Source organism: Verrucomicrobiota bacterium, from assembly GCA_019247695.1.
GTDB lineage: Bacteria > Verrucomicrobiota > Verrucomicrobiia > Chthoniobacterales > JAFAMB01 > JAFBAP01.
The window spans coordinates 47,404-68,029 of sequence record JAFBAP010000157.1 but is presented as its reverse complement, the minus strand read 5'-3'; the positions used below and the strand labels follow the sequence as shown (position 1 = coordinate 68,029).

At 61.2% G+C, this 20,626-nt stretch carries 18 protein-coding genes; 16 read left to right on the top strand and 2 right to left on the bottom strand.

Going from position 1 to position 20,626, the window contains the following annotated elements; all coding sequences use genetic code 11:
• Positions 1 to 282: 282 nt before the first annotated feature.
• The gene (locus JO015_18745; protein ID MBW0001136.1) at positions 283 to 1,056 is read left to right on the top strand and encodes a M48 family metallopeptidase; all 774 of its coding nucleotides are present in this window, start codon (positions 283 to 285) and stop codon (positions 1,054 to 1,056) included.
• A gap of 456 nt (positions 1,057 to 1,512) precedes the next feature.
• Positions 1,513 to 2,088 (top strand): type 1 glutamine amidotransferase, encoded by a 576-nt coding sequence (locus tag JO015_18740; protein ID MBW0001135.1) that lies wholly within the window; start codon positions 1,513 to 1,515, stop codon positions 2,086 to 2,088.
• 175 nt (positions 2,089 to 2,263) lie between these two features.
• Here JO015_18740 and JO015_18735 read toward each other — a convergent pair whose 3' ends face one another.
• On the bottom strand, positions 2,264 to 2,614 hold the full coding sequence (locus JO015_18735) for a YXWGXW repeat-containing protein (GenBank protein ID MBW0001134.1): 351 nt from the start codon (positions 2,612 to 2,614) through the stop codon (positions 2,264 to 2,266).
• A 167-nt stretch (positions 2,615 to 2,781) separates the two neighbouring features.
• On the opposite strand from JO015_18735, the gene JO015_18730 reads away from it, so the two are divergent.
• Positions 2,782 to 4,206, top strand: a complete 1,425-nt coding sequence (locus tag JO015_18730) for a POT family MFS transporter (protein MBW0001133.1) — start codon at positions 2,782 to 2,784, stop codon at positions 4,204 to 4,206.
• 112 nt (positions 4,207 to 4,318) lie between these two features.
• Positions 4,319 to 5,524: a DNA topoisomerase IB gene (locus JO015_18725; GenBank protein ID MBW0001132.1), complete on the top strand. Its 1,206-nt coding sequence runs from the start codon at positions 4,319 to 4,321 to the stop codon at positions 5,522 to 5,524.
• A gap of 55 nt (positions 5,525 to 5,579) precedes the next feature.
• On the opposite strand, the gene JO015_18720 is transcribed toward JO015_18725, so the two are convergent.
• The gene (locus tag JO015_18720) at positions 5,580 to 5,765 is read right to left on the bottom strand and encodes a hypothetical protein (protein MBW0001131.1); all 186 of its coding nucleotides are present in this window, start codon (positions 5,763 to 5,765) and stop codon (positions 5,580 to 5,582) included.
• Between the two features lie 388 nt (positions 5,766 to 6,153).
• Between JO015_18720 and JO015_18715 the strand changes: the two genes are divergently transcribed.
• From JO015_18715 to JO015_18660, 12 genes are all read left to right on the top strand, one after another.
• The gene (locus JO015_18715; protein MBW0001130.1) at positions 6,154 to 6,915 is read left to right on the top strand and encodes a 3-hydroxybutyrate dehydrogenase; all 762 of its coding nucleotides are present in this window, start codon (positions 6,154 to 6,156) and stop codon (positions 6,913 to 6,915) included.
• Between the two features lie 613 nt (positions 6,916 to 7,528).
• Positions 7,529 to 8,407 carry a helix-turn-helix transcriptional regulator gene (locus JO015_18710; protein MBW0001129.1) on the top strand — a complete coding sequence of 293 codons (879 nt, stop codon included), beginning with the start codon at positions 7,529 to 7,531 and terminating at the stop codon, positions 8,405 to 8,407.
• Positions 8,408 to 8,661: 254 nt separating this feature from the next.
• Complete coding sequence (locus JO015_18705) at positions 8,662 to 9,357, top strand: gluconate 2-dehydrogenase subunit 3 family protein (protein ID MBW0001128.1); 696 nt, start codon at positions 8,662 to 8,664, stop codon at positions 9,355 to 9,357.
• Positions 9,341 to 10,987 carry a GMC family oxidoreductase gene (locus tag JO015_18700; GenBank protein ID MBW0001127.1) on the top strand — a complete coding sequence of 549 codons (1,647 nt, stop codon included), beginning with the start codon at positions 9,341 to 9,343 and terminating at the stop codon, positions 10,985 to 10,987. Before JO015_18705 ends, JO015_18700 begins: the two co-directional genes overlap by 17 nt.
• Before the next feature lie 53 nt (positions 10,988 to 11,040).
• A complete protein-coding gene (locus JO015_18695; GenBank protein MBW0001126.1) occupies positions 11,041 to 11,877 on the top strand; it encodes a TIM barrel protein in 837 nt (278 codons plus the stop codon).
• A 50-nt stretch (positions 11,878 to 11,927) separates the two neighbouring features.
• On the top strand, positions 11,928 to 13,055 hold the full coding sequence (locus JO015_18690; GenBank protein ID MBW0001125.1) for a substrate-binding domain-containing protein: 1,128 nt from the start codon (positions 11,928 to 11,930) through the stop codon (positions 13,053 to 13,055).
• Between the two features lie 44 nt (positions 13,056 to 13,099).
• Positions 13,100 to 14,680, top strand: a complete 1,581-nt coding sequence (locus JO015_18685) for a sugar ABC transporter ATP-binding protein (protein ID MBW0001124.1) — start codon at positions 13,100 to 13,102, stop codon at positions 14,678 to 14,680.
• 40 nt (positions 14,681 to 14,720) lie between these two features.
• On the top strand, positions 14,721 to 15,653 hold the full coding sequence (locus tag JO015_18680; GenBank protein ID MBW0001123.1) for an ABC transporter permease: 933 nt from the start codon (positions 14,721 to 14,723) through the stop codon (positions 15,651 to 15,653).
• A gap of 334 nt (positions 15,654 to 15,987) precedes the next feature.
• The gene (locus JO015_18675) at positions 15,988 to 17,199 is read left to right on the top strand and encodes an ISAzo13 family transposase (protein MBW0001122.1); all 1,212 of its coding nucleotides are present in this window, start codon (positions 15,988 to 15,990) and stop codon (positions 17,197 to 17,199) included.
• A gap of 151 nt (positions 17,200 to 17,350) precedes the next feature.
• Complete coding sequence (locus JO015_18670; GenBank protein ID MBW0001121.1) at positions 17,351 to 18,772, top strand: extracellular solute-binding protein; 1,422 nt, start codon at positions 17,351 to 17,353, stop codon at positions 18,770 to 18,772.
• On the top strand, positions 18,765 to 19,721 hold the full coding sequence (locus JO015_18665) for a sugar ABC transporter permease (GenBank protein ID MBW0001120.1): 957 nt from the start codon (positions 18,765 to 18,767) through the stop codon (positions 19,719 to 19,721). Before JO015_18670 ends, JO015_18665 begins: the two co-directional genes overlap by 8 nt.
• 22 nt (positions 19,722 to 19,743) lie before the next feature.
• Complete coding sequence (locus JO015_18660; protein MBW0001119.1) at positions 19,744 to 20,586, top strand: carbohydrate ABC transporter permease; 843 nt, start codon at positions 19,744 to 19,746, stop codon at positions 20,584 to 20,586.
• The last annotated feature ends 40 nt before the right edge of the window (positions 20,587 to 20,626 follow it).

Sequence of the window (20,626 nt, the reverse complement as noted above, 5' to 3'; positions counted from 1 at the left end):
ATGAGCGAACGCTACGCGGAACGACCTGTCAGTTTGGCCGATGGCTGCCGGGACGGGCTAAGCCAAGGCCATGCCAGTCCTCCCGGCTGAAATCCGGGGCTGCCGAGACGTTTTCTTGCATTGTCGGGGCGCTAACCACTAACCTGAACATCATGTTCAGAGGAGGGATTCAAAGCCGCGTCAGCCGAGGTGCGAGCAGGCCGGTTGCCGGAGCACGTGGCTTAAGCAGCGGGCCCCGTTTACCCTTTGCGGGTGCGGAACCGGTTCGCTCGCGGGAACGTTATGCTGTCTGCACCAATTGACCACCGGCTGATTTCAGAGAGCAACCTCGGCCTGAAGGCAGGCAATCTGCGGATCATCCTGCGGCCCAGCACCCGTGCGCGCAGGCTCATTCTCCGGCTGTTGAACGCAGACACGCTTGAACTGGTGCTGCCCCGGGGTGTACGTCTGACGCAAGCCGCCGATTTCCTGGACAAACATGCCGCCTGGATCCGCGAAGCCCGTGAACGCTGGGCCACCTGTCCCGGGGGAGGCGAGCGCGGCCTTCCGAGCCGGATCCACCTGCCCGCCATCGAGGAATCATGGCAGGTGAAAGGCATTTTCGCGCTGGGGGACAAAGTCCGGCTCCTCGAACGGTCATCGGGCCACTTGCTCGAACTCCATGGAAGCATCGATCGAGCGCACCTGTGGTCTGCGCTCCTGCAAACCTGGCTTAAAAAAAAGGCGAGCCTCGTCCTGGTACCGTGGCTGGAACGGATCGCGAACCAGACCGGCCTTCATTACCGGCGGGTCACCGTGCGCCTGCAGCGGTCGCGCTGGGGCAGTTGCTCGTGCCGGCAGCACATTAACCTCAACGGCCGCCTTTTACTCGTTGCGCCCGAACTCGTTGAGTACCTTCTGATCCACGAACTGTGTCACACCCAGGAACTGAATCACTCCGGCCGCTTCTGGCGCCTGGTCGAACGGCACTGTCCGGAATACAAAACTCTGGACCGCAAGCTCAACCTCGCCAGCCGCGAGTTGCCGCAGTGGAGCCAGTTCCAAGGCTACAGGTAAGGTGGTGAGTTCGGGGTTTGGCGTTCGGAGTTCGGAGGGGTCATAGAACCAGGTCCGATCTCCCGCGAGGGTACATTTAAAGGGGGAAGACGGAATCATCCGCAGAACACGCAGAAGGACGCAGAAAAGAGAAAACATCCACAGATTACACAGATTAAGGGGCACACGACGGGAAGGCTGGATTCCAAGCTTGACATGGGCATCTCGCCCCCATGCTGCCGCTCCGAACTCCGAACTCCGAACTCCGAACTCCGAACTCCGAACTCCGAACTCCGAACTCCGAACGCCGAACGCCGAACGCCGAACGCCGAACGCCGAACGCCGAACGCCGAACGCCGAACGCCGAACGCCGCCAGCCATCCGATGGGTGGCTGCAATTCGATCTGTTCTTACTGAAACCGCGGCGTTTGCAAACGAGGCGTGGACAGCCCCGGCGGACCTGTACCGAAAGACATTATGAGCGAAGATTTAACGGGAGTTAAAGTGGCCATTCTGGTGATGAATGGGTTTGAACAGTCTGAACTGGTGAAACCGCGTCAAGCCCTGCAAGAGGCCGGGGCGACCACCCATCTCGTTTCGGCCGAACCGACGGAAGTCAAAGGGTGGGATGAGGACCATTGGGGTGACACGTTCCCGGTTGATGTTCCTCTCGATGATGCGGATGAAACCGAGTACGACGCCCTTTTGCTGCCCGGAGGCGAGGAGAACCCGCAACACCTTCGCAAGCAGCCCAATGCGGTTGAATTTGCCAGGAAGTTCGTAGAAGGACGGCGCCCGATTGCCGCGATCTGCCACGGGCCGTTGCTCCTGATCGATGCCGGAGTGGTCAAAGGCCGGCGCCTGACCTCATTCCCGGGGATCCAGTCGGACCTGAAAAATGCGGGTGCGGACTGGGTGGACGAAGAAGTGGTGGTTGATGATTTCCTGGTGACCAGCCGCACGCCGAAAGACATTCCGGCGTTCAATCGCGAGACGATTAAACTGTTTGCCCGTGTCAAAAAAGAGACGGGGGCAGGACTGCACACGGATTGATCAGCCACCGTGTACCCTGCCCCGTGCACCTGCCGGCCTGCCGCACGCTCGTCGGGCCGGTCCGCACGCGGCGTCCGGTGGCAGCGGCAATTTGCAGCGGCCGGGGTAACCCCGGCCGCTTTCTTTTATTTACGCCGGCAGCACGCACGCGCACGCGGCGGCGCCGGCCTGAGCCTCAACGCCAATGGCCCGGAACGTACACCCAGCCGCCTGGGCGCCGGTCATAATGGGCAGGCACCCACCCGCCGCGACCTCGCGGCCGGTACATATAACGGCCACGCCGCCAAACGTACCGATAACCATTCCAATGCCAGTAGCCGGGCACCCAGACGTAACCCCGCGCGGGAGGCGGAGGGGGTCCGGGCTCAACGATCGGCGCCGGCGGGCCGATGCGCACAAAAACCTGCGCGCGTCCCGGCGTTATCGTCAACGCGGAAAATGTAGTGATCAACGCCGCGAGCACTAAAGCCCGGCGTTGCCATCCGGAGCGCCAGAGGCGATCCCATGAACCGATTCGAGTTTGCATAAGCGATGCGGTGCGACGCAACCGAGGGGATGAAAGGGCTGCAGGTGAACCTGCAACCCTGGGTACGGTTAACGTTTTCCGACTGATTAAACCCGGCAGCGATCGAGGAGTTTCGCCGGGGATTCCCGTTGCAAAGGCCACGACGGCACGGCATCAATGTCCCGGTAATGGCTGAGCCGTCTCCTCCGAGTGCCGTGACTGCCGTCGCCGAGCGTCCCGGGTCCAGGTACCGCCGGTCGCCTGACCAGCACCTGACGCGGATGCCGCCGGGCGTACCGTACATCATCGGCAACGAAGCCGCCGAGCGGTTCAGCTTTTACGGGATGAATTCGATCCTGGTCATCTTCATGACGACTTATCTCATGAATAATCGCGGCCGGCTTGACCCGTTGCCGAACAACGAAGCGGCGGCTTGGACCCACATGTTCAAGAGCGCCGTCTACGCGCTCCCCCTTGCCGGCGCCATACTGGCCGACAGCGTGCTCGGCAAGTACCGGACGATTCTCTGGCTTTCGATCGTGTATTGCCTGGGCCACCTGACCCTGGCACTCAACGACACGCGGACCGGGTTGTTCATTGGCCTGGGTCTGATCGCAATCGGTGCGGGAGGCATCAAACCTTGCGTCTCCGCCCACGTCGGAGACCAGTTCGGCCAAAGTAACAAGCACCTCCTGCCGAAAGTTTTTGGCTGGTTTTATTTTGCCATCAACGTCGGTTCCTCGATCTCGATTTATCTTTGCCCGATCCTGCTCGATAACCCGCGCTTCGGCCCGCGCTATGCCTTTGGCCTGCCCGGCGTGTTCATGTTGCTGGCGACCTTTGTATTCTGGTTGGGGCGCAAGAAATTCGTGCACGTCCCACCCGGCGGCATGACGTTCGTGCGCGAGTCGGCGAGCCGGGAAGGCCTTTCCGCCGTGGGCGGGCTCTGTTTCATCTACGTGTTTGTGGCAATCTTTTGGGCCTTGTGGGACCAGAGCAATGGGGGTGAATGGACCTTGCAGGCGAAGAATCTCGACCTGAACCTCTTCGGCCTGACGCTGCTGCCCGAGCAGGTCCAGGTCGTCAACGGGCTCTATGTCCTGGCCTTTATCCCCCTGTTTAATTATGGCCTTTACCCGTTGATCAGCAGGTTTTTTCCGTTAACCGCCCTGCGCAAGATCGGCATCGGCCTGTTTTTGACGGCGGCCTCCTTCGTGGTGATCTGGTGGATCCAACGCCGGATCGATGCCGGCATGAAACCCAGCGTCTGGTGGCAGTTGCTGGCTTACGCGGTCCTGACGGCCGGGGAGGTCATGGTGTCGATCACCGGCCTCGAATTTTCCTACACCCAGGCCCCGAGGCGGATGAAGAGTTTCGTCATGGCCGGCTGGCTGCTCACGGTAACGTTTGGAAATTGGTTTACCGGCCTTCTCGATTTCCTGATTCCGGCCCTTCGGGCGCGGGGGTTGAACCTGGACGGTGCTAATTATTACCTCTTTTTTATGGGCGTCATGCTCGCCGCCGCTTTCGTCTACGCGTTCAGCGCGCGGTTCTACCGCGGGAAAAGCTACCTCCAGGGCGACGAATCGGTCGAAACGGCCGCTGCCGGTTAGAGCCGCCCTGCTCTCGACGCGGTTTCCCCACCCATCCGCGCCCGCTCATGCGCACGATCTTCGCATGCGCGGGCACTAACCCGAACACCCCGTGCGGACGTAATCTTTGGATATGGCGGAAGAAAGTGCAACCGTTGTCGATCAGCCGGAAATTGATGCGAAATCTGCCGGGCTGCGGTACGTGTCGGACGACAAACCCGGTATCCGGCGCGAACGTCGCGGAGATGAGTTCGTCTACTTCGACGTCCACGGCCGCGCGATTGAGGACGAAAAAGAACTGAAGCGCATCCGTTCGATCGGCATTCCGCCGGCCTATGAGAACGTCTGGATCTGCCCGTACGCCAACGGTCATCTGCAGGCGACGGGCTTTGACGCGCGCGGCCGCAAACAATACCGCTACCATCCCGAATGGCGCCGCGTTCGCGACGAAAACAAGTATGGTCGCATGATGCAGTTCGGCAAAGCGCTGCCGAAAATCCGTGCGCGGGTCGCTGAGGACCTCGCCAAACCGGGGCTTCCCAGGGAGAAGGTCCTTGCGACCGTTGTTAAGCTGCTCGAAGTCTCGCGGATCCGGGTCGGGAACGAGGAGTACGCAAAAACCAACCATTCATTCGGCCTGAGCACGATGCGCAACCGCCACGTGAAGGTCGATGGGTCGAGAATCCTTTTCCGGTTCAAAGGCAAGAGCGGTAAACGCCACGAAATCGAGGTGGCGGATCGGCGCATTGCCCGGGTCGTCGCCAAATGCCAGGAATTGCCCGGACAACACCTTTTTCAGTACCTGGACCAAAACGAGGAACCGGTCGAGGTGGGCTCAGACGAGGTGAATGCCTACCTCCAGGAAATCACCGGGGAGCAATTCACAGCAAAAGACTTCCGTACCTGGTCCGGTACCGTGTTAGCTGCAATGGCCCTGCAGGAATTTGAAACCGTGGACGGCCAGGCAGCCGCAAAAAAGAACGTCGTCGCGGCGATCGAATCGGTCTCCAAAGCGCTCGGCAACACGCCCGCCATTTGCCGGAAGTGTTACGTGCACCCCCACATCATTGAGGGCTACATGGAAGGGACGCTGGTGCACGAACTCCGCGAGCTCGCCGACGCCAAAATCGAGCATGACCTCGAACGCCTGCCTCCTGAAGAGGCGGCCGTGCTGGCGCTGCTGAGCAAACGCCTGGAGAAACAGGAAACTGAAGCCGCACCGGCGGCCGGCAACGGTAAGAATGCCGCTGCCGCCCTGGAAGGCAAACTTGTGAGTCTGGCCCGGAAAGACCGGAAAAAGCGCGGTAAGACCGAGGGCACCGGGCACCAGGCGGCCTGATCGGTTGCGACGTGCCTTCCGGGCATTCGGCGCGCCGAAGGGTGCACCGGGTCCGTTACTCCGGATGGATGTCGCCCGGATCGCTTCCCCGCTCGGGCTCGCGGTCAACCGCGGCGTTCTCCCCGGAGGTGTCCGTCTCACCGAATTCTCCCCCGACGGTGCCGCTCTGGTTGAAAAAGGCCTCCTCATCCTGCGCCAACTCGTGGCGCGTCTTTCGCTCCTGCGGTTCGGGCTCGTTCACAGCAGGAGATCGCCGGGTCCGGGCGTGCCGGTCGCCTGGAAGGCGCAACCTGCGCAAGAACGCACCCGGGCCGCGCCGCCCGTTGACTGGTGCCATTTCGACGGCCATGGAGGTAAAATGTTGTCTTCCTTCGCCGATGCCCTGCCGGCGTTACACCGATTAGACCGTATAAACGGTCTAGGTCCGCCGGCCCGTTGGGCCTAAGACCGATTCAGCCACCTACGGAGCATCCTCCGGCGCCGGCACCCCCTGAGCCGACATTCAAAGACGGCACCCGCCCGGAAAACCTAAAAAAAATTCGCTATTCTTTGCCCCGTTGATGCAAGCTTCAAACCAGGTTTTTCCCCATTTAGACCAGACCAGACCAGACCAGACTTCCCCCCTTCCTATGGCATCCGATAAAACTGTGCTCATCACCGGCGCGGGCAGCGGGATCGGCAAAGCGACGGCCGAACGCTTCGCGCGGGGCGGCGCCCGGGTCATCGTGCACGATTTCCGCGATGCCGGCCGGCAGTTCGCGGGTTCACTGGGCGCGGCTTACGTCGACGGCGATTTGTCCGCGTTCGCGGGGATCAACCGGATCGCCGAAGAGGCCCTCGCCATCGGGGACGGCAAAATCGATATCCTCGTCAATAACGCCGGGTTTCAGCATATCGCGCCGGTAGACCGGTTCCCGGAAGAAACGTGGGCCGGGATGATCCAGGTCATGCTGACCGCGCCGTTTCAGCTCACCAAAGCCGTGTTGCCGGGAATGAAAAAGCAGCGCTGGGGCAGGATAATCAACATCGTCAGCATGCACGGTTTGGTGGCCAGCCCGTTCAAATCGGCCTACGTCAGCGCCAAACACGGGCTGATCGGCCTCACAAAAGCCACCGCGTTGGAAGTCGGCGAAGACGGCATAACGGTGAACGCCGTGTGCCCGGCCTACGTGCGCACGCCCCTCGTAGAGGCGCAGGTCGCGGACCAGGCCCGGATCCACGGCATCGCCCCTGAAGCCGTGATTCCAAACGTCATGCTGCAACCGGCTGCAATCAAGCGGCTGGTCGAACCGGACGAAGTGGCGGAATTCATTTGGTACCTGAGCTCCGACCTGGCCCGGAGCATCACGGGCGCGGCGCTTTCGATCGATCTCGGCTGGACCGCCCGGTGATGATCGGGAAACGGGCGGTTCCCTCTCAACCGGCGGCGGCGTGCCCGCAGGGCTGCGCCCGGAAGGCGGGGACCGGCCGGGAATGGCAGCCCACCGTTTCTTCCCCGCACCGTTCCGGAGCCGCAGCTAGCTTACATTTTTTGGCGCCTGATCCGTTGGGCAGCTTTTCAGTGGTAACGTTTTCTCAGCGGGCGATGTTTGCCTGCCGGCTTGGTGGCCCGATAGGTGTCAGACCGCCGGCTGAGTGGGGCGCGCTCGTGATGTCGAGGGGCCGATCGGCTGTCCGGCCGGGGTGAAGTCGGCCGCAACCTTTCCGGTTGCGACTCACCCGGAACGCGATTAAGAGCATGCAGAATGACAACGTTCTCTCTAAGGTTTCGGTTCCCGGGCGGGGGAGACGGGGGCCGCGAATGGCCCGCCCCGATTCCCAAAACGCTTCAGCGCTGCCGCCCGTGACAAGAACGTATTCACCAAGTCGTGCCCAGGACGGCTGCCCGCGAAGGTGTGCCGTCCGGATCTTCGCCGCAAGGCAACCCGGATCGTTCCATCACCGTGAGACAAGCAGACCCGGTTTCCCTATACGTGGCGAACGGTAAAAAATGTCAATGACGTGATGATGCCTACCCTGCACCAGCCAGATGATCCAGCAGGCCCGTTGACGCCCACTCGCCAGCGGACCGGTGACGGCGTGCAGTTTGGGGGCCTGCGAGTCTCCGTGCACCAACTGCCCGCGGGCCGGGAGACGCAAGCGCCAGACGGCGGATTAAACCATTTCTGGCTGATCTACGAGGCGCCACAAGCGGAGGCGGGCCGGATGGCGACGGAATCTACCGGCGTGGGTTCGGACCTCCGCTTGTTTTTTGTGGCCCCGGGCGTGTTGTGCCATGCGGCGATACGGGGGCACTATGAACGGCCCGTGACGCGCTTCGAGCTACAGCCCGCGTTTCTGGAAGCTGCGGCCCTGTCGTTGCGCATTGACCCTCGCGTCCTGTACCACACGGAGAAGCAGGAAGTGCTGCTCGACGGTCCGTTGGAAACCCTTTGCGGCCTTGTTGCCCAGGAAGCGGAGGAAGGGTGCCCGCACGGATTGGGTTTTTTTGAAGCGCTCAGTTGCGCCCTGGCAGTGGCGCTGGTCCGGCGGGTGGCCCCGGCCCGGGCGGCTCGGCCCCGCGACCTGCGGGTTGAGCGGGCTGTTCAACTGCTTGAGCAACGTTTCCGCGAAAGAGTTTCAACGGCAGAGGCGGCCCGGGTCGCCGGCCTGAGCCGATGCCATTTTCTCAGGGCCTTTCGCGCCAGCGTGGGCGTTTCGCCTCACGAATACCTGGTGCAATGCCGGTTGCGGCATGCCCGGCGATTGATCGCGCTCGATGGCGGCCAGCGTTCGCTGGCTGAGATCGCCGTGGAAGCGGGCTTTTCGGACCAGGCCCACCTGACCCGGCGCTTCCGACGGGCGTTCGGCCAAACCCCCGGGCATTGGCAGCGATCGCAATAACGTTCAAAAAGCCGCGCACTTTCATTCTATACGGGCGTTTTATGCACGCCCTATCATGGCGCTGCCGGCTAGAGCTCCCCCCGGCCCGCTAAGGGTCGATCGTTGCGTCATGATGAAAAGAGGACCTTACCCCAACATCCCTTTTGGGTGTGCGAACTACTTTGATTTGGACCCGGACCCTCGTAGTCCCAACCGTCCATTTTCTCGTGAACGCGCGGGTGCAGGCTTTGTTCTAACCGCGTAGGAGGTTCCCGATGGCAGACTCGCAAGCGGATCGAAGCAGCATGGAAGGAAGATTTTTCGATGCGCACCAGCGCGCGACGGTCGAGGCAGCGATGGCGCGCATTATTCCGGCCGACGATCAGCCCGGGGCCAGAGAGGCCGGAACGGTTGAATTCCTTGATCGCTACCTCTCGGGCATTGACTTCGTGTATGCAAAGCCTGACGGCAGCGGCTTCGAGAAGCTCAAGGGCAAGCGCGCCGAGGCATGGCAACGGCGCATCGCGGTCCTGGGCGCGAAATACGTTGAGGGCATCAACGAACTGGATCGCAGGAGCCGGTCCCGGTTCGGGGCTGATTTCGTGCGGCTGACGGCTGAGCAGCAGGACAGGATTCTGGCCGGCATCGAACGGCCGGCGCTGCAGGCCGAGGCAGGGCTGATGGAAGCGCAGACCGCCGCGGGTTTCGCACCGGTCGAGCCCGCGCTGCAGCAGACGAGCACCGAGATCGAACTCGGCTTTTTCCCGTTGCTTGCCCTGCACACCCGGCAGGCTTTCTACTCCGATCCGATCTATGGCGGCAACAAAGACCGCGTCGGCTGGAAATTAATCGGATTCGAAGGGCCGGAGTCGCTGGCCGAGACGCACGCCGGGCGCTTCACGACGCTGCCGTTCTTCGCTGAGCAACCGATCGATTGGGAGGAGCACAGGCACCATGGCGCAAAAGCATAGGCCGGAACGCGTAGAAGTGGTCATCATCGGGGCAGGCGCGTCAGGCGCGACCGCTGCCAAGGTGCTCACTGAACGCGGCATGCGGGTGGTGGCCCTCGAACGCGGGCCCTGGCGCAACCGCGAAAGCTTCGGCGGCGATGAGCTCGCCAATGTAAACCGCTACAACCTCTGGCCTGACCCGATCCTCAACCCGCGCACTTACCGGGGGTCCACAGACGGAGAAACTAAAGTTGAACTGTTTTGTCCGGTGCCGCAGATGGTCGGCGGGGGAACGGTCCATTGGCAGGGCTGGCTGCCGCGCTTCACCGAGAGCGATTTTAAACTCCGCACGATTGCCGGTGACCTGCCCGGGACAACGCTCGTCGACTGGCCGATCTCTTACGCGGACCTGGAACCGTATTACACCAGGGTCGAATGGGCCTTCGGCGTGTCGGGCGCGGGCGGCGTGAACAGGTACGAGGCGTTCCGCAGTAAGGATTACCCGTGTCCGCCCCTGCCCGCGACGCGCTACGGTCGAAAGTTCTACGAGGGTTGCTGCAAGCTCGGTTACAACTGCTTCCCGACGCCCATGGCGGCGCTGTCCCGCCCCTACAACGGTCGACCCGTGACCGTTCAGAGCGCCTTTGCCCAGCAGCACGGCGATCCGACCGGCACGCGCTCAAGCGCGCTCTCCGTCTGGATTCCCGACGCGCTGAAGACCGGACGGCTGGATCTGCGGCCTGACTGTTACGTGCACGAAATTACGGTTGACGGGCGGGGCCGGGCCAGGAGCGCGGTGTATCAAGATGCCGACGGCGACTTTACAGAGCAGGAGGCGGACATCTTTATCCTTGGCTGCGGCGCGATCGAGTCAGCGCGGTTGTTGTTGCTTTCACGCTCGACCCGCTTTCCCCATGGTCTGGCGAACGGCAGCGACCTTGTGGGCCGCAACGCGACCTTCCATGAGTACAGCGCGGCGGTCGGCGTTTTTGACGACCCGATCTACGCCTGGGCAGGCGGCGGCTACGTGGCGTCGAGCAGTTATCAATTCTACGAGCACGACGAAAAACGCGGTTTCGTCAGCGGCTGTCATGTCGCTTCCGCGGGCGTCGGCATCCCGCTGCCGATCAACTGGAGCTTGCCGGATCGCCCGATGTGGGGCCTGCAAGCCAAGCAGATGGACCGCGACTTCTATAACCACAGCTTCGCCGTCGGCATGGTGCTCCACGACATGCCGCAACACGACAACCGCGTGGAGCTCGACGACAAGGTCAAAGACGCCTGGGGACTACCCGTTGCGCGGATCACCAGCAGAATGCACGAGAATGACCTCAAGATGGGCCGCTGGGTCATCGATCGTAACGCTGAAATCCTGGAGGCGGCCGGAGCGAAGAAAGTGTACCGCGTCTACCCCAAACGCATCACCGGCAACTGTTCGCACCAGCACGGCACCACCCGTATGGGCGATGATCCTGCCGCGTCGGTTCTGAACAAGTGGTGCCGGGCGCATGAGGTTGATAACCTGTTCGTCGTCGACGGCGGGCCGTTCCCGACGGCAACCGGGGCCAACCCCACGCTCACCATCATGGCCAACGCCTGGCGCGTCTCCGACTACATTGCCAGCCGCTACAATGCCGAGCGCAAGCCGTAGCAGGAAGTAACGTGATGAGACTGAATTAACCGTGGCTGACATCGGGAGTCGATATGCCGCTTTGGAAGAAAGCTTACCACGCGAATTGTTGGGGTGCTCTGGGAGGAGAACCTGTCGGGGTCACTTCCGTGAAGAATTTGTTCTACCGGACCTTTGGCGACATGAATCGCGCGATCGCCGAGATTGCGCAGGCCGGCTATCAGGCCATCGAGCTCTTCGACGGCAACCTCGTGGACTACGAGCATAACCTCAGCGGCCTTCGAGGCCGGCTCGATCAGGCCGGGCTCCGTCTGGTCGCCGTGTACAGTGGTGGTAATTTCGTCTTTCCCGACATCTTATCCGAAGAGTTATGGAGAATTCGAAAGGCCGCGGACCTCGCGGCCGAGCTCGGCGCTGAGCACCTGGTGGTAGGCGGCGGAGCGCAAAAAACGGTGCCGGCGACGGATGAAGATTACGACCGCCTTGCCGAGGCTTTGGACAAGGTCGTCGACGCGGTTGAGCAGCGCGGTTTGTTGGCGCATTACCATCCGCACCTAACCACGATCGTGGAAAGGCCCGAACAGATTAAGAAAGTATTCAGCCGTTCGAGGATCTGCTTTTGTCCGGATACCGCTCACCTGGCTGCAGCGGGCGGCAATCCGGCGCAGTTGATTCTCGATCACGCCGGCCGAATCCGCTACGTCCACCTGAAGGATTTTCGCCGGCAGCCGTTTGAGTTTCTGCCGCTGGGCCGGGGTGAGTTGGACATGAAGGGGATTCTGGATGCGCTGGTCCGGATCAACTATTCCGGATGGATCGCGGTGGAATTGGACGCCTATGACGATCCGAAAGCCGGCGCAGAGATCAGCATGCAGTACTTGGAAAGCTTTGAGAAGCGGCTTGAAAGCTGAGATTGAGCTTTCGCAAATAAATCAAATTTAGCCTATACCCCCCCACCCCTATGAAAATCGGTTCTACCCTGACCTCACTCATCCTTGCACTGGCGGCGCTGGGCGGCGTGCCCGGAAGTGCGCACGGCCAGGGCGTCGATCCGGCGAAAGCGTTGGCCGAAGTCCAGCAGAAGCCGTTGAGTAAAGGCCCCCACGGCGAGGATGCCGCTGACCCGAACTCGGTAAGTTTAACTTCCGAAGAATTGGAAAAAGTCCGGGGGCTCAAGGCGAAAGCCGCGATCGTGATGCATTACGGAGGAAACGATTGGTCGCAGGCGCAGATCGCCGGCCTCAAGGCCCAATTTGCAAAAATGGCCATCGACGTTGTTGCGGTGACCGACGCGGGTTTCAAACCGGAGAAACAGGTGGCTGACATCGAAACGATCCTGGCGCAAAACCCCCAAATCATCGTTTCGATCCCGACGGACCCAACCTCCACAGCCTCCGCCTACCAGAAAGCGAGCCAGAAAGGGGTGAAACTGGTCTTCATGGACAACGTTCCCAAGGGCATGGAGGCTGGTAAAGACTACGTAAGCGTCGTTTCGGCCGACAACTACGGAAACGGTGTCGTTGCCGCCCACCTCATGGCGAAGTTCCTGAAGGGCAAGGGTCAGATCGGCTTGGTTTACCACGCGGCGGATTTCTTCGTAACGCGTCAACGCTACGACGGGTTCAAGAAAACAATCGCCGACAGCTACCCCGGGATCAAAATCGCGGCCGAACAAGGCATCGGGGGGCCCGACTTTTCGGGCGATGGGGACCGGGCCGCCTCCGCGATGCTCACGTCCCACCGGAATTTGAACGGTATCTGGGCGGTATGGGACGTGCCCGCCGAAGGGGTTATGTCGGCGGCCCGTTCCGCGGCCAAGGATGACCTGGTTATCACCACCTGCGATTTAGGGCAGAACGTGGCCATCGAAATGGCCCAAAGCGGGTTGATTAAAGGCTTGGGGGCACAGCGGCCCTACGACCAGGGCACCACCGAGGCATTGTTGGCCGGGTACGGGCTCCTTAACAAACCGGCGCCCGCCTACGTTGCCTGGCCCGCACTGGCCATCACCCGAGATAATCTGCTGCAGGCCTGGAAGGAAGTGTACCACCAGGATCCTCCCGCCAATATCACAAAAAGCATGAAGTAATCTCAAGGCCTGACGGCTTGGACAGAATCAGTCGACGTCAATCGATGAAGCAAGCTAATCAACAACCGGGCGATGCCGTCGTCATGACAGGCATCGTCAAGGCCTTCGGCGGGGTCAAAGCGGTCGAGCACGTGGATTTTTCGGTGCGCAAAGGCGAAATCCACGCCCTTCTCGGTCAAAACGGCGCCGGCAAATCCACGGTTCTGAAGATCCTTTGCGGCGTCCACAAACCGGACGCGGGTGAAATTTGGATCAACGGGGTCAAACTCGAGGAGCATACGCCCGAGGCGGCCCGCCGCCTGGGGATTGCAATGATCTTCCAGGAGGGCAGCCTGATTCCCACGCTGACCGTTGCCGAGAATATTTTCCTGACGAGAGAACCCAGGGCCGCCGGCGGCTTCCTGGACGATCGCACGGCCCTGAAAAAGGCGCACGGACTCCTGGAAAAGATCGGCGTCGAGCTCGACCCGCGTCGCCGGGTAAGCAATTTGAGCGCTGGCCAGCGGCAACTGACCGAGATCGCCAAAGCCCTTTCGCAGGAGGCGAGTGTGCTCATCATGGATGAGCCGACGGCGACCCTGAGCACGGCGGAGATCGATCACCTGTTTGCGTTCCTGGATCGCCTCAAGAGTTCGGGGATGTCCATTATCTACGTCTCGCACCGCATGGAGGAAATCCGGCGGATCGCCGAGCGGGTAACGATCCTGCGGGACGGGCGCAACGTCATGACCCAGTCCGTGGCGGAAACGCCCCTGGACCACATCGTCGAACAAATCGTCGGCCGCCGGATCGGGGCATTCGAACGGCGGGCACGGGCCAATAGGAATCTGGGCCCGGAAATCCTGCGCGTTTCGCACCTGACCGGTAAGCCTCGCCCGATCGACGTGAGTTTTACCATTCGGGCAGGCGAGATCGTGGGTATCGCGGGCCTGCTCGGGAGCGGTCGCAGCTCCCTGGCCAGGTCGATCACCGGGCTGCAACCGGTCGTTGAGGGTGAAATCCGGGTGAGAGAAAAGGCGGTCAAGATCACCTCGCCGCCGGAAGCCCTGGCCGCAGGCATAGCCATGATCCCCGAAGACCGGCTCACCCAGGGATTGGTGCTCCAGCACAGCGTGGCGAACAACCTGAGCCTGCCGGTCATCAACCGCTTGGCCCGGTACAGTTTTGTGCGCGAGTCCGAGGAACGGGCCCTGGTCCAGGATTTTATCCAGCGGCTCCGGGTCAAGACCGCCTCTCCGGACCTTCCTATCCGCAGCTTGTCGGGCGGAAATCAGCAAAAGGTGGTGCTCGCCAAATGGCTGGCCGCCGACCCCAGCCTCTTGATCCTGGACGAACCCACCGCTGGCGTCGACATCGGCAGCAAGACCGAGATCGTCGAGATCATTCGGGACCTGGCCGACCAAGGCAAAGGCGTCATTGTCATCTCGTCGGAACCGGCCGAACTGCTGGCCTTCAGCGACCGGATCCTGATCATGTCCGAGGGAAGAATCGTTCGAGAAGTTGCCTCTGAGGAAATCGAAAGCTGGGCGGCGGGCGCCACCGACACGGGCAGCCGTATCACGGCCATGGAAAAAGGCCTGCAAGTTGCCATCCAAGAAAAAGAACACCATGCCTACGATCTCTGAGCCCACCACGCCGGCGGCTTCGCGGCCCGCGCCCACCTTTATGCGCCGTGCCCTGGAGGACTGGCGCCAGTACGTCATTTACGCAGGGTTTGTCCTGATCTTCATCTTCTTCTCGATCACGCTGGGCGAGAAGGGATTCCTTGACCCAAACAACCTGCTCAACATCGTCCGACAGACTGCCATGATCGCGATCATGGCCGTGGCGATGACGTTCGTGCTGTCCTGCGGTGAAATCGACTTGTCTGTCGGTGCGGTGGCGGGCTTGGCGTCGGTGATCACGGCGCTGGCGATCTCCGCGTTCGGGCTCATCGGAGGGATCGTGGCGGGCCTTCTGACCGGCATCGTGGTGGGGCTGGTCAACGGGATGCTGACAACGGGCGTAGGTATCCCGTCGTTCCTGGTGACGCTGGCGATGATGGAAATCGCGCGGGGCGTGGCGATGTGGACCAGCAACACCGCTGCCGTCCCGATTCTGGACCGGACTTACAACTTCTATTTCGGCTCCGGCAGCCTGGGCGCCATCCCGATCCTGTTGATCTGGACGTTGATTGCGGCGATCATCGGCCACGTCGCCCTGAGAAAAACCACTTTCGGGCGCAAGGTCCTCGCGACCGGGGGCAACGAGAATTCCGCGCGGTTTACGGGCATCAAGACGCATAATATTAAGCTGCAGGTGCTGATCATTTCCAGTGTGGCGGCCGCGATAGCCGGGATGCTCTATGCCGGTCGGCTCCACTCGGGCCGGTTCCAGCTCGGTGAAGGTGATGAATTATCGGTAATTGCGGCGGCCGTGCTGGGCGGCACCAGTTTGTTCGGAGGATTCGGATCGGTCGTCGGCTCGATCGTGGGCGCCCTCATGATTGGTCTAATCAATAACGGGCTGATCCTGATGGGGCTGGAGTTCAGCCAGCAGTTAATCGCCCGCGGCGTGATTATCATTCTCGCCGTCATGATCGCGCGGTCCCGCCGGTAAACGGGCCGCCGGTTCCAGCCATAAGCGGCCATACCCGCCGCAGGGTTGGCACCCGACGACCAAATCCCGGAAATTGGAATTCAAACCGAAGTTCATCGCAGTCAGGTTTCACACTATGCTGTACCCTTATGAGAAGAACTCCCCCGCAACGGGCGATTCGAAACATGGCAACATCGTCCATTAACACTCTTCGTCCGGACGAACCCGCCTTCAGCCCCGAAGGGGCTGAAACCGAAACCACGCTCTTCCCGCGCCAAACGTTGCAGTCCCGGGCTAAGGGCCCGTCTAGAAATAAACATTCCATATAGAAAGATTTCGGCCTACACTTGGATTCATGATTGCTGAGGCCGACATCAGAGCGCGCTACGAGACCTTACGGCCCCGGTTGGATGAGCGGGCGCGTCGGCTGTTGGCCGCCGCAGAGAGTCAGGCGATTGGACCAGGAGGCATCTGCGCTGTCGCCAGGGCCACCGGGGTTTCACGGCGCGTGATCCGCCACGGCTTGGCGGAACTGCAAGAGCCAGCGGCGTTGAGCCCGGGGCGCATTCGGCGGGCCGGCGGCGGCCGAAAAAAAGCGGTCGATCGGGACCCTACCTTCAAGTCGGATCTGGAGAAACTGCTGGAATCCACCACGCGCGCAGACCCCGAGGCGCCCTTGCGCTGGACCTGTAAGAGCCTGCGGAAGCTGACGGAGGAACTGCAGCGCCTCCACCACCGCGTCAGCCATCAAGTGGTGGGCGACTTGCTTCACGAGCTGGGCTACAGTTTGCAAGCTAACCGCAAGACCAAAGGGGGGGCCAACCATCCGGACCGCAATGCCCAGTTTGAGCATCTCAATGCTAAGGTGAAGTGGTGCTTAAGCCGCAGAGAGCCCGCCATCTCGGTCGACACCAAAAAGAAGGAATTGGTGGGCGATTTCAAGAATGGCGGCCGGGAACTGCGCCCCAAAGGCGATCCGGAAAAAGTGCGGGTGCATGATTTCATCGACCAGGAATTGGGGCGCGCCACCCCGTACGGCATTTACGATATCGGTCGCAACTCAGGATGGGTCAGTGTGGGGGTGGACCATGACACCGCCGAATTCGCGGTTGAAAGCATTCGCCGGTGGTGGCGGTCCATGGGCCAGCAAACCTATCCGCATGCCAAGCGCCTGCTGATCACGGCGGATTCCGGGGGCAGTAACGGCTCACGGCTGCGGTTATGGAAATGGGAGCTACAAAAACTCGCCGATGAAACGGGCTTGCGCATTGCCGTGTGCCACTTCCCGCCCGGCACCAGCAAGTGGAACAAGATCGAGCATCGGTTGTTCGCTTTCATCACCCAGAATTGGCGTGGCAAGCCTCTGATCAGTTTGCAGGCCATCGTGAGTCTCATTGCCGCTACCACCACCGCCACAGGCCTCCGGGTGCATTCGGAGTTGGACACCGCCTCCTATGAATCGGGGATCAAAGTTTCGGACCAGGAGATCGCCCAGGTCAAGCTGCGGCGTGACAAATTCCACGGCGACTGGAACTACGAAATCCAGCCTCGCAAGCCGAACCACTGATCACCTTATTTCTAGAGGGAGCCTAACGGTGATCGTCCCTCCCGGACGAAGACCCACACCCGACCCTTGGCACCCGCGACCTAACGGACACTCCACCCTTCGTTCCCCCCAGAGCCACATCGAATCCATCACCCCCCCTTGGAAAGTTCCTATGAGAAGGCGAGATTTTTTAAAGTTAGCCGCCGCAACTTCCGGTGCGGCGGTTTTCGGCGGCGTGCTCGCGCCGCGCACGGCGCAGGCCGCGTCAAAACCACAGATGCTCAACCTGTTGTACGCGACGGCCGAAGCCGATTCCGAAGCGGTAAAACTCGTGTTGCCCGACTTTGCTTCCAAGTTCGGCATCAAGCTGAACCTCGAAACCTACCCTTACGCCGCGCTGCAGCAGAAAGTGTTTGCGGAACTGGCGGCCTCGAGCCCCCACTACGATATCATGATTATCGATACGCCGTGGATGCCGGCCCTGACCCGCAAGCTCGAGCCCCTGACTTCCTACCTGAAAGACCCGAAATACAATGACGTAACCGATCCTAACCTGACCGATTTCATCCCGGCCGCCTTTTATGATTCGGCGGTTTACCAGACGGCCAAGTCGTTCATGCATTTTCCAGGCTCGCCAACCGAGGTCGACGCCGCCCAGATCGCCAAGCAGGGGTTCGAAATCTTCGGCTTGCCGATCCAATCGAACGTGCTCACGCTCGCCTATCGAAAGGACCTCTTCGATAACCCGCAAGAGCAACAAGCCTTTCAAAGCCGGTATGGCAAGCAACTCAAGGTGCCGGAAACCTGGGATGATTTTGTGCCGATGGCCGAATTTTTCACCCGGCCCGACAAACGGCTTTACGGGACCACGCTCATGCCCGGCACCGGCGATTGGGCGACCGACGATTTCAAGACGTTGCTCGCCTGCTGGGGAGGCGACGGCCACCTCGTCTCCGACGATTTCCGGTTCTCTTTTGACTCTCCGGCCGGCATTGAGGCGCTTACCTTCTATGCCGATCTAATTCAGAAGCGGAAGGTGACCCCGCCGGGCGTGACGTCGTTTTCCTGGGATGACGTGAGCGCCACGTTCAACTCAGGGCTGACGGCGATGGCGATGAACTACCATGACATGAAGCTCAACCCGGATGTGAAAGGGGAAGTGGCCTACGCCATGGTCCCGAAGAAGGTATCCTATGGGCCTCACTTCGGAACCTGGATCCTGAGCATCAACAAATTCGCCAAAAACAAGGAATGGGCGTACCGGGCGATAACGTGGCTGACGTCGAGTGATACGCAGGTAAAGATGCTGCAGAAGCAGCTGCACCCCACCCGCGTCTCGGTGTATAGACAAGCCGTGTCGGATCCTGCGCTTCAGAAAGACTTCGCCAACTTCTACGAAGTTCTCGGCAAGTCGCTGGGGGTCGGGGTGGGACGGGCGCGCCTGAGCAACTACAGCGACGTCAGTAAGGCGATTGCGGTGGCGGTCAACAATGCCGCGACCGGCAGCCAGACGCCCCAGGCGGCGCTGGATGCGGCCGCCTCCCAGATCAAAGGGATGATCAAGCAGGCAGGGTATCCGATCGCCAATGGCTAAAGCCGCCATCACCCGACCGACGCCTACGGCCGAATGGGCGCCTTCGCCGCAAGAAGCGAAGAAGTCCATTCGTTCCGATATGGCATTAGGCTGGTCGCTCGTGGCCCCTGCCCTGGTGATCCTGCTGCTGATGACGATCGCCCCGGCGCTCTATCTGCTGCAGGCCAGTTTCTTCAACTTTACGCTGCTCAACCCTGACCTGAAGCGGTTTGTCGGGCTGGATAACTACGTGCAGGTGTTCACCGATCCGACCGTCCGGAACGGATTCTTCGTTACCCTGCTGTTCGTGGCGGTGTCGGTTACGATCGAACTTCTGTTGGGGTTGGGGCTGGCGTGCGCCCTCGCCCCGCGAAGTTTAGGCAACAACCTGGCCTCAACGGTCCTGTTGCTGCCTTTCGCAGTGACGCCGGTGGTGTCTGCGCTGATCTGGCGCGAACTGCTCAATCCTAACTACGGCTGGGTCGATTACTACCTGCAGCGGGCGGGCCTGATCCACCGGCCGATCGAGTGGTTGAGCTCGGCGCCGACCGCTTGGGTGGCTATGGTGAGCCTGGACGTGTGGCAATGGACGCCCTTTGTGGCCCTGATCCTGATGGCCGGGCTGCAGGGGTTGCCCCAGGAATCCAAGGAGGCCGCGGCCGTCGACGGCGCCACGGTCTGGCAAACCTTCTGGCACGTGACCCTGCCGCAGCTGCGGCCGTTCATCGCCATCGCCGTGTTGCTGCGGGTGGTTGAAGCTTTTAAAACGTTCGGCACCGTCCAGATCCTGACGGGCGGCGGCCCCGGACGCTCGACCGAACTGATCAACCTGACGCTCTACCGGGTTGGGCTGCAAGATTTCCAGATCGGTGCCGCTGCCGCCGTCGGCATCGTATTCCTGATCTTGCTGTCATTCATCGTTTCGCAGTTGCTGCAGGTGCTGGGCCGCAACACCGAACTGTTACACTGATCATCCCGGACGGAGGCAAGTTATGGCAGATGTCAGCAGAGTACCCCTGAATATTGCCGGCCGCCTGGTCGTGTGGGTGTCGATGATCGGTGCGCTGATCCCCCTGCTTTTCATGGTGCTCACCTCTATCAAACCCAGCGGCGATGCGCAGACCATCCCGCCCAAATGGGTGTTCCGGCCGACGCTGGAACATTACGCGGCGGTATTTGGAGGCGAAACATCTTCGTCCCAGGCCTTCCTGCCGCTTTTGGTGCATAGCGCCCTGGTGGCCGCGGCTTCGACCGCCCTCAGTATCCTGGTCGGCGTTCCGGCGGCTTACGCCCTCGCACGGGTACGCTTTACCGGCCGGAAATTTTTATCAACGTGGATCTTGTCGACGATTATGTTTCCTCCCATCGTAGCGGCCATCCCCGTATTCGTGCTCGCAGGCCAGTTACAATTGATCGACACCTACCCGATCCTGATTATCCCTTACACGGCATTCAACCTGCCGATGGTGGTGTGGCTGCTGCGCAGCGTCATCGCCCAGATCCCCGCCGACATCGAGGAGGCTGCACGCGTGGATGGTTGTTCACGAATCGGTGTCATCGCCCGGATGACCTTGCCCCTGGCCGTGCCGGGCATCGTTGCCGCGGCCGTGCTGAGCATGATCCTGTGCTGGAACGAATTTCTCTTCGCGTTGACCCTGACGCGCGCCGACGTGAAAACGGCCCCGGTCGGTGTCAACGAGTTTACCGGGATGTTCGGCACGCAATGGGGTAACCTGACGGCGGCGTCAACCGCCATTGTCGCTCCCATCCTGGTGATGACGTTTCTACTGCGACGACGGCTGATTTCGGGCCTCACCATGGGGGCAGTCAAGTGATGGATCGGCGCTGGTAGCTCGGCTTTACGCCCACACGATT

What these genes read in the sequence shown, in the direction of transcription:
- JO015_18730 (MBW0001133.1), top strand. Translation starts at nt 2,782, where the DNA reads ATGGCTGAGCCGTCTCCTCCGAGTGCCGTGACTGCCGTCGCCGAGCGT.
- JO015_18745 (MBW0001136.1), top strand. Translation starts at nt 283, where the DNA reads ATGCTGTCTGCACCAATTGACCACCGGCTGATTTCAGAGAGCAACCTC.
- JO015_18715 (MBW0001130.1), top strand. Translation starts at nt 6,154, where the DNA reads ATGGCATCCGATAAAACTGTGCTCATCACCGGCGCGGGCAGCGGGATC.
- JO015_18685 (MBW0001124.1), top strand. Translation starts at nt 13,100, where the DNA reads ATGAAGCAAGCTAATCAACAACCGGGCGATGCCGTCGTCATGACAGGC.
- JO015_18705 (MBW0001128.1), top strand. Translation starts at nt 8,662, where the DNA reads ATGGCAGACTCGCAAGCGGATCGAAGCAGCATGGAAGGAAGATTTTTC.
- JO015_18660 (MBW0001119.1), top strand. Translation starts at nt 19,744, where the DNA reads ATGGCAGATGTCAGCAGAGTACCCCTGAATATTGCCGGCCGCCTGGTC.
- JO015_18665 (MBW0001120.1), top strand. Translation starts at nt 18,765, where the DNA reads ATGGCTAAAGCCGCCATCACCCGACCGACGCCTACGGCCGAATGGGCG.
- JO015_18690 (MBW0001125.1), top strand. Translation starts at nt 11,928, where the DNA reads ATGAAAATCGGTTCTACCCTGACCTCACTCATCCTTGCACTGGCGGCG.
- JO015_18710 (MBW0001129.1), top strand. Translation starts at nt 7,529, where the DNA reads ATGATGCCTACCCTGCACCAGCCAGATGATCCAGCAGGCCCGTTGACG.
- JO015_18735 (MBW0001134.1), bottom strand. Translation starts at nt 2,614, where the DNA reads ATGCAAACTCGAATCGGTTCATGGGATCGCCTCTGGCGCTCCGGATGG.
- JO015_18675 (MBW0001122.1), top strand. Translation starts at nt 15,988, where the DNA reads ATGATTGCTGAGGCCGACATCAGAGCGCGCTACGAGACCTTACGGCCC.
- JO015_18670 (MBW0001121.1), top strand. Translation starts at nt 17,351, where the DNA reads ATGAGAAGGCGAGATTTTTTAAAGTTAGCCGCCGCAACTTCCGGTGCG.
- JO015_18680 (MBW0001123.1), top strand. Translation starts at nt 14,721, where the DNA reads ATGCGCCGTGCCCTGGAGGACTGGCGCCAGTACGTCATTTACGCAGGG.
- JO015_18740 (MBW0001135.1), top strand. Translation starts at nt 1,513, where the DNA reads ATGAGCGAAGATTTAACGGGAGTTAAAGTGGCCATTCTGGTGATGAAT.
- JO015_18695 (MBW0001126.1), top strand. Translation starts at nt 11,041, where the DNA reads ATGCCGCTTTGGAAGAAAGCTTACCACGCGAATTGTTGGGGTGCTCTG.
- JO015_18700 (MBW0001127.1), top strand. Translation starts at nt 9,341, where the DNA reads ATGGCGCAAAAGCATAGGCCGGAACGCGTAGAAGTGGTCATCATCGGG.
- JO015_18725 (MBW0001132.1), top strand. Translation starts at nt 4,319, where the DNA reads ATGGCGGAAGAAAGTGCAACCGTTGTCGATCAGCCGGAAATTGATGCG.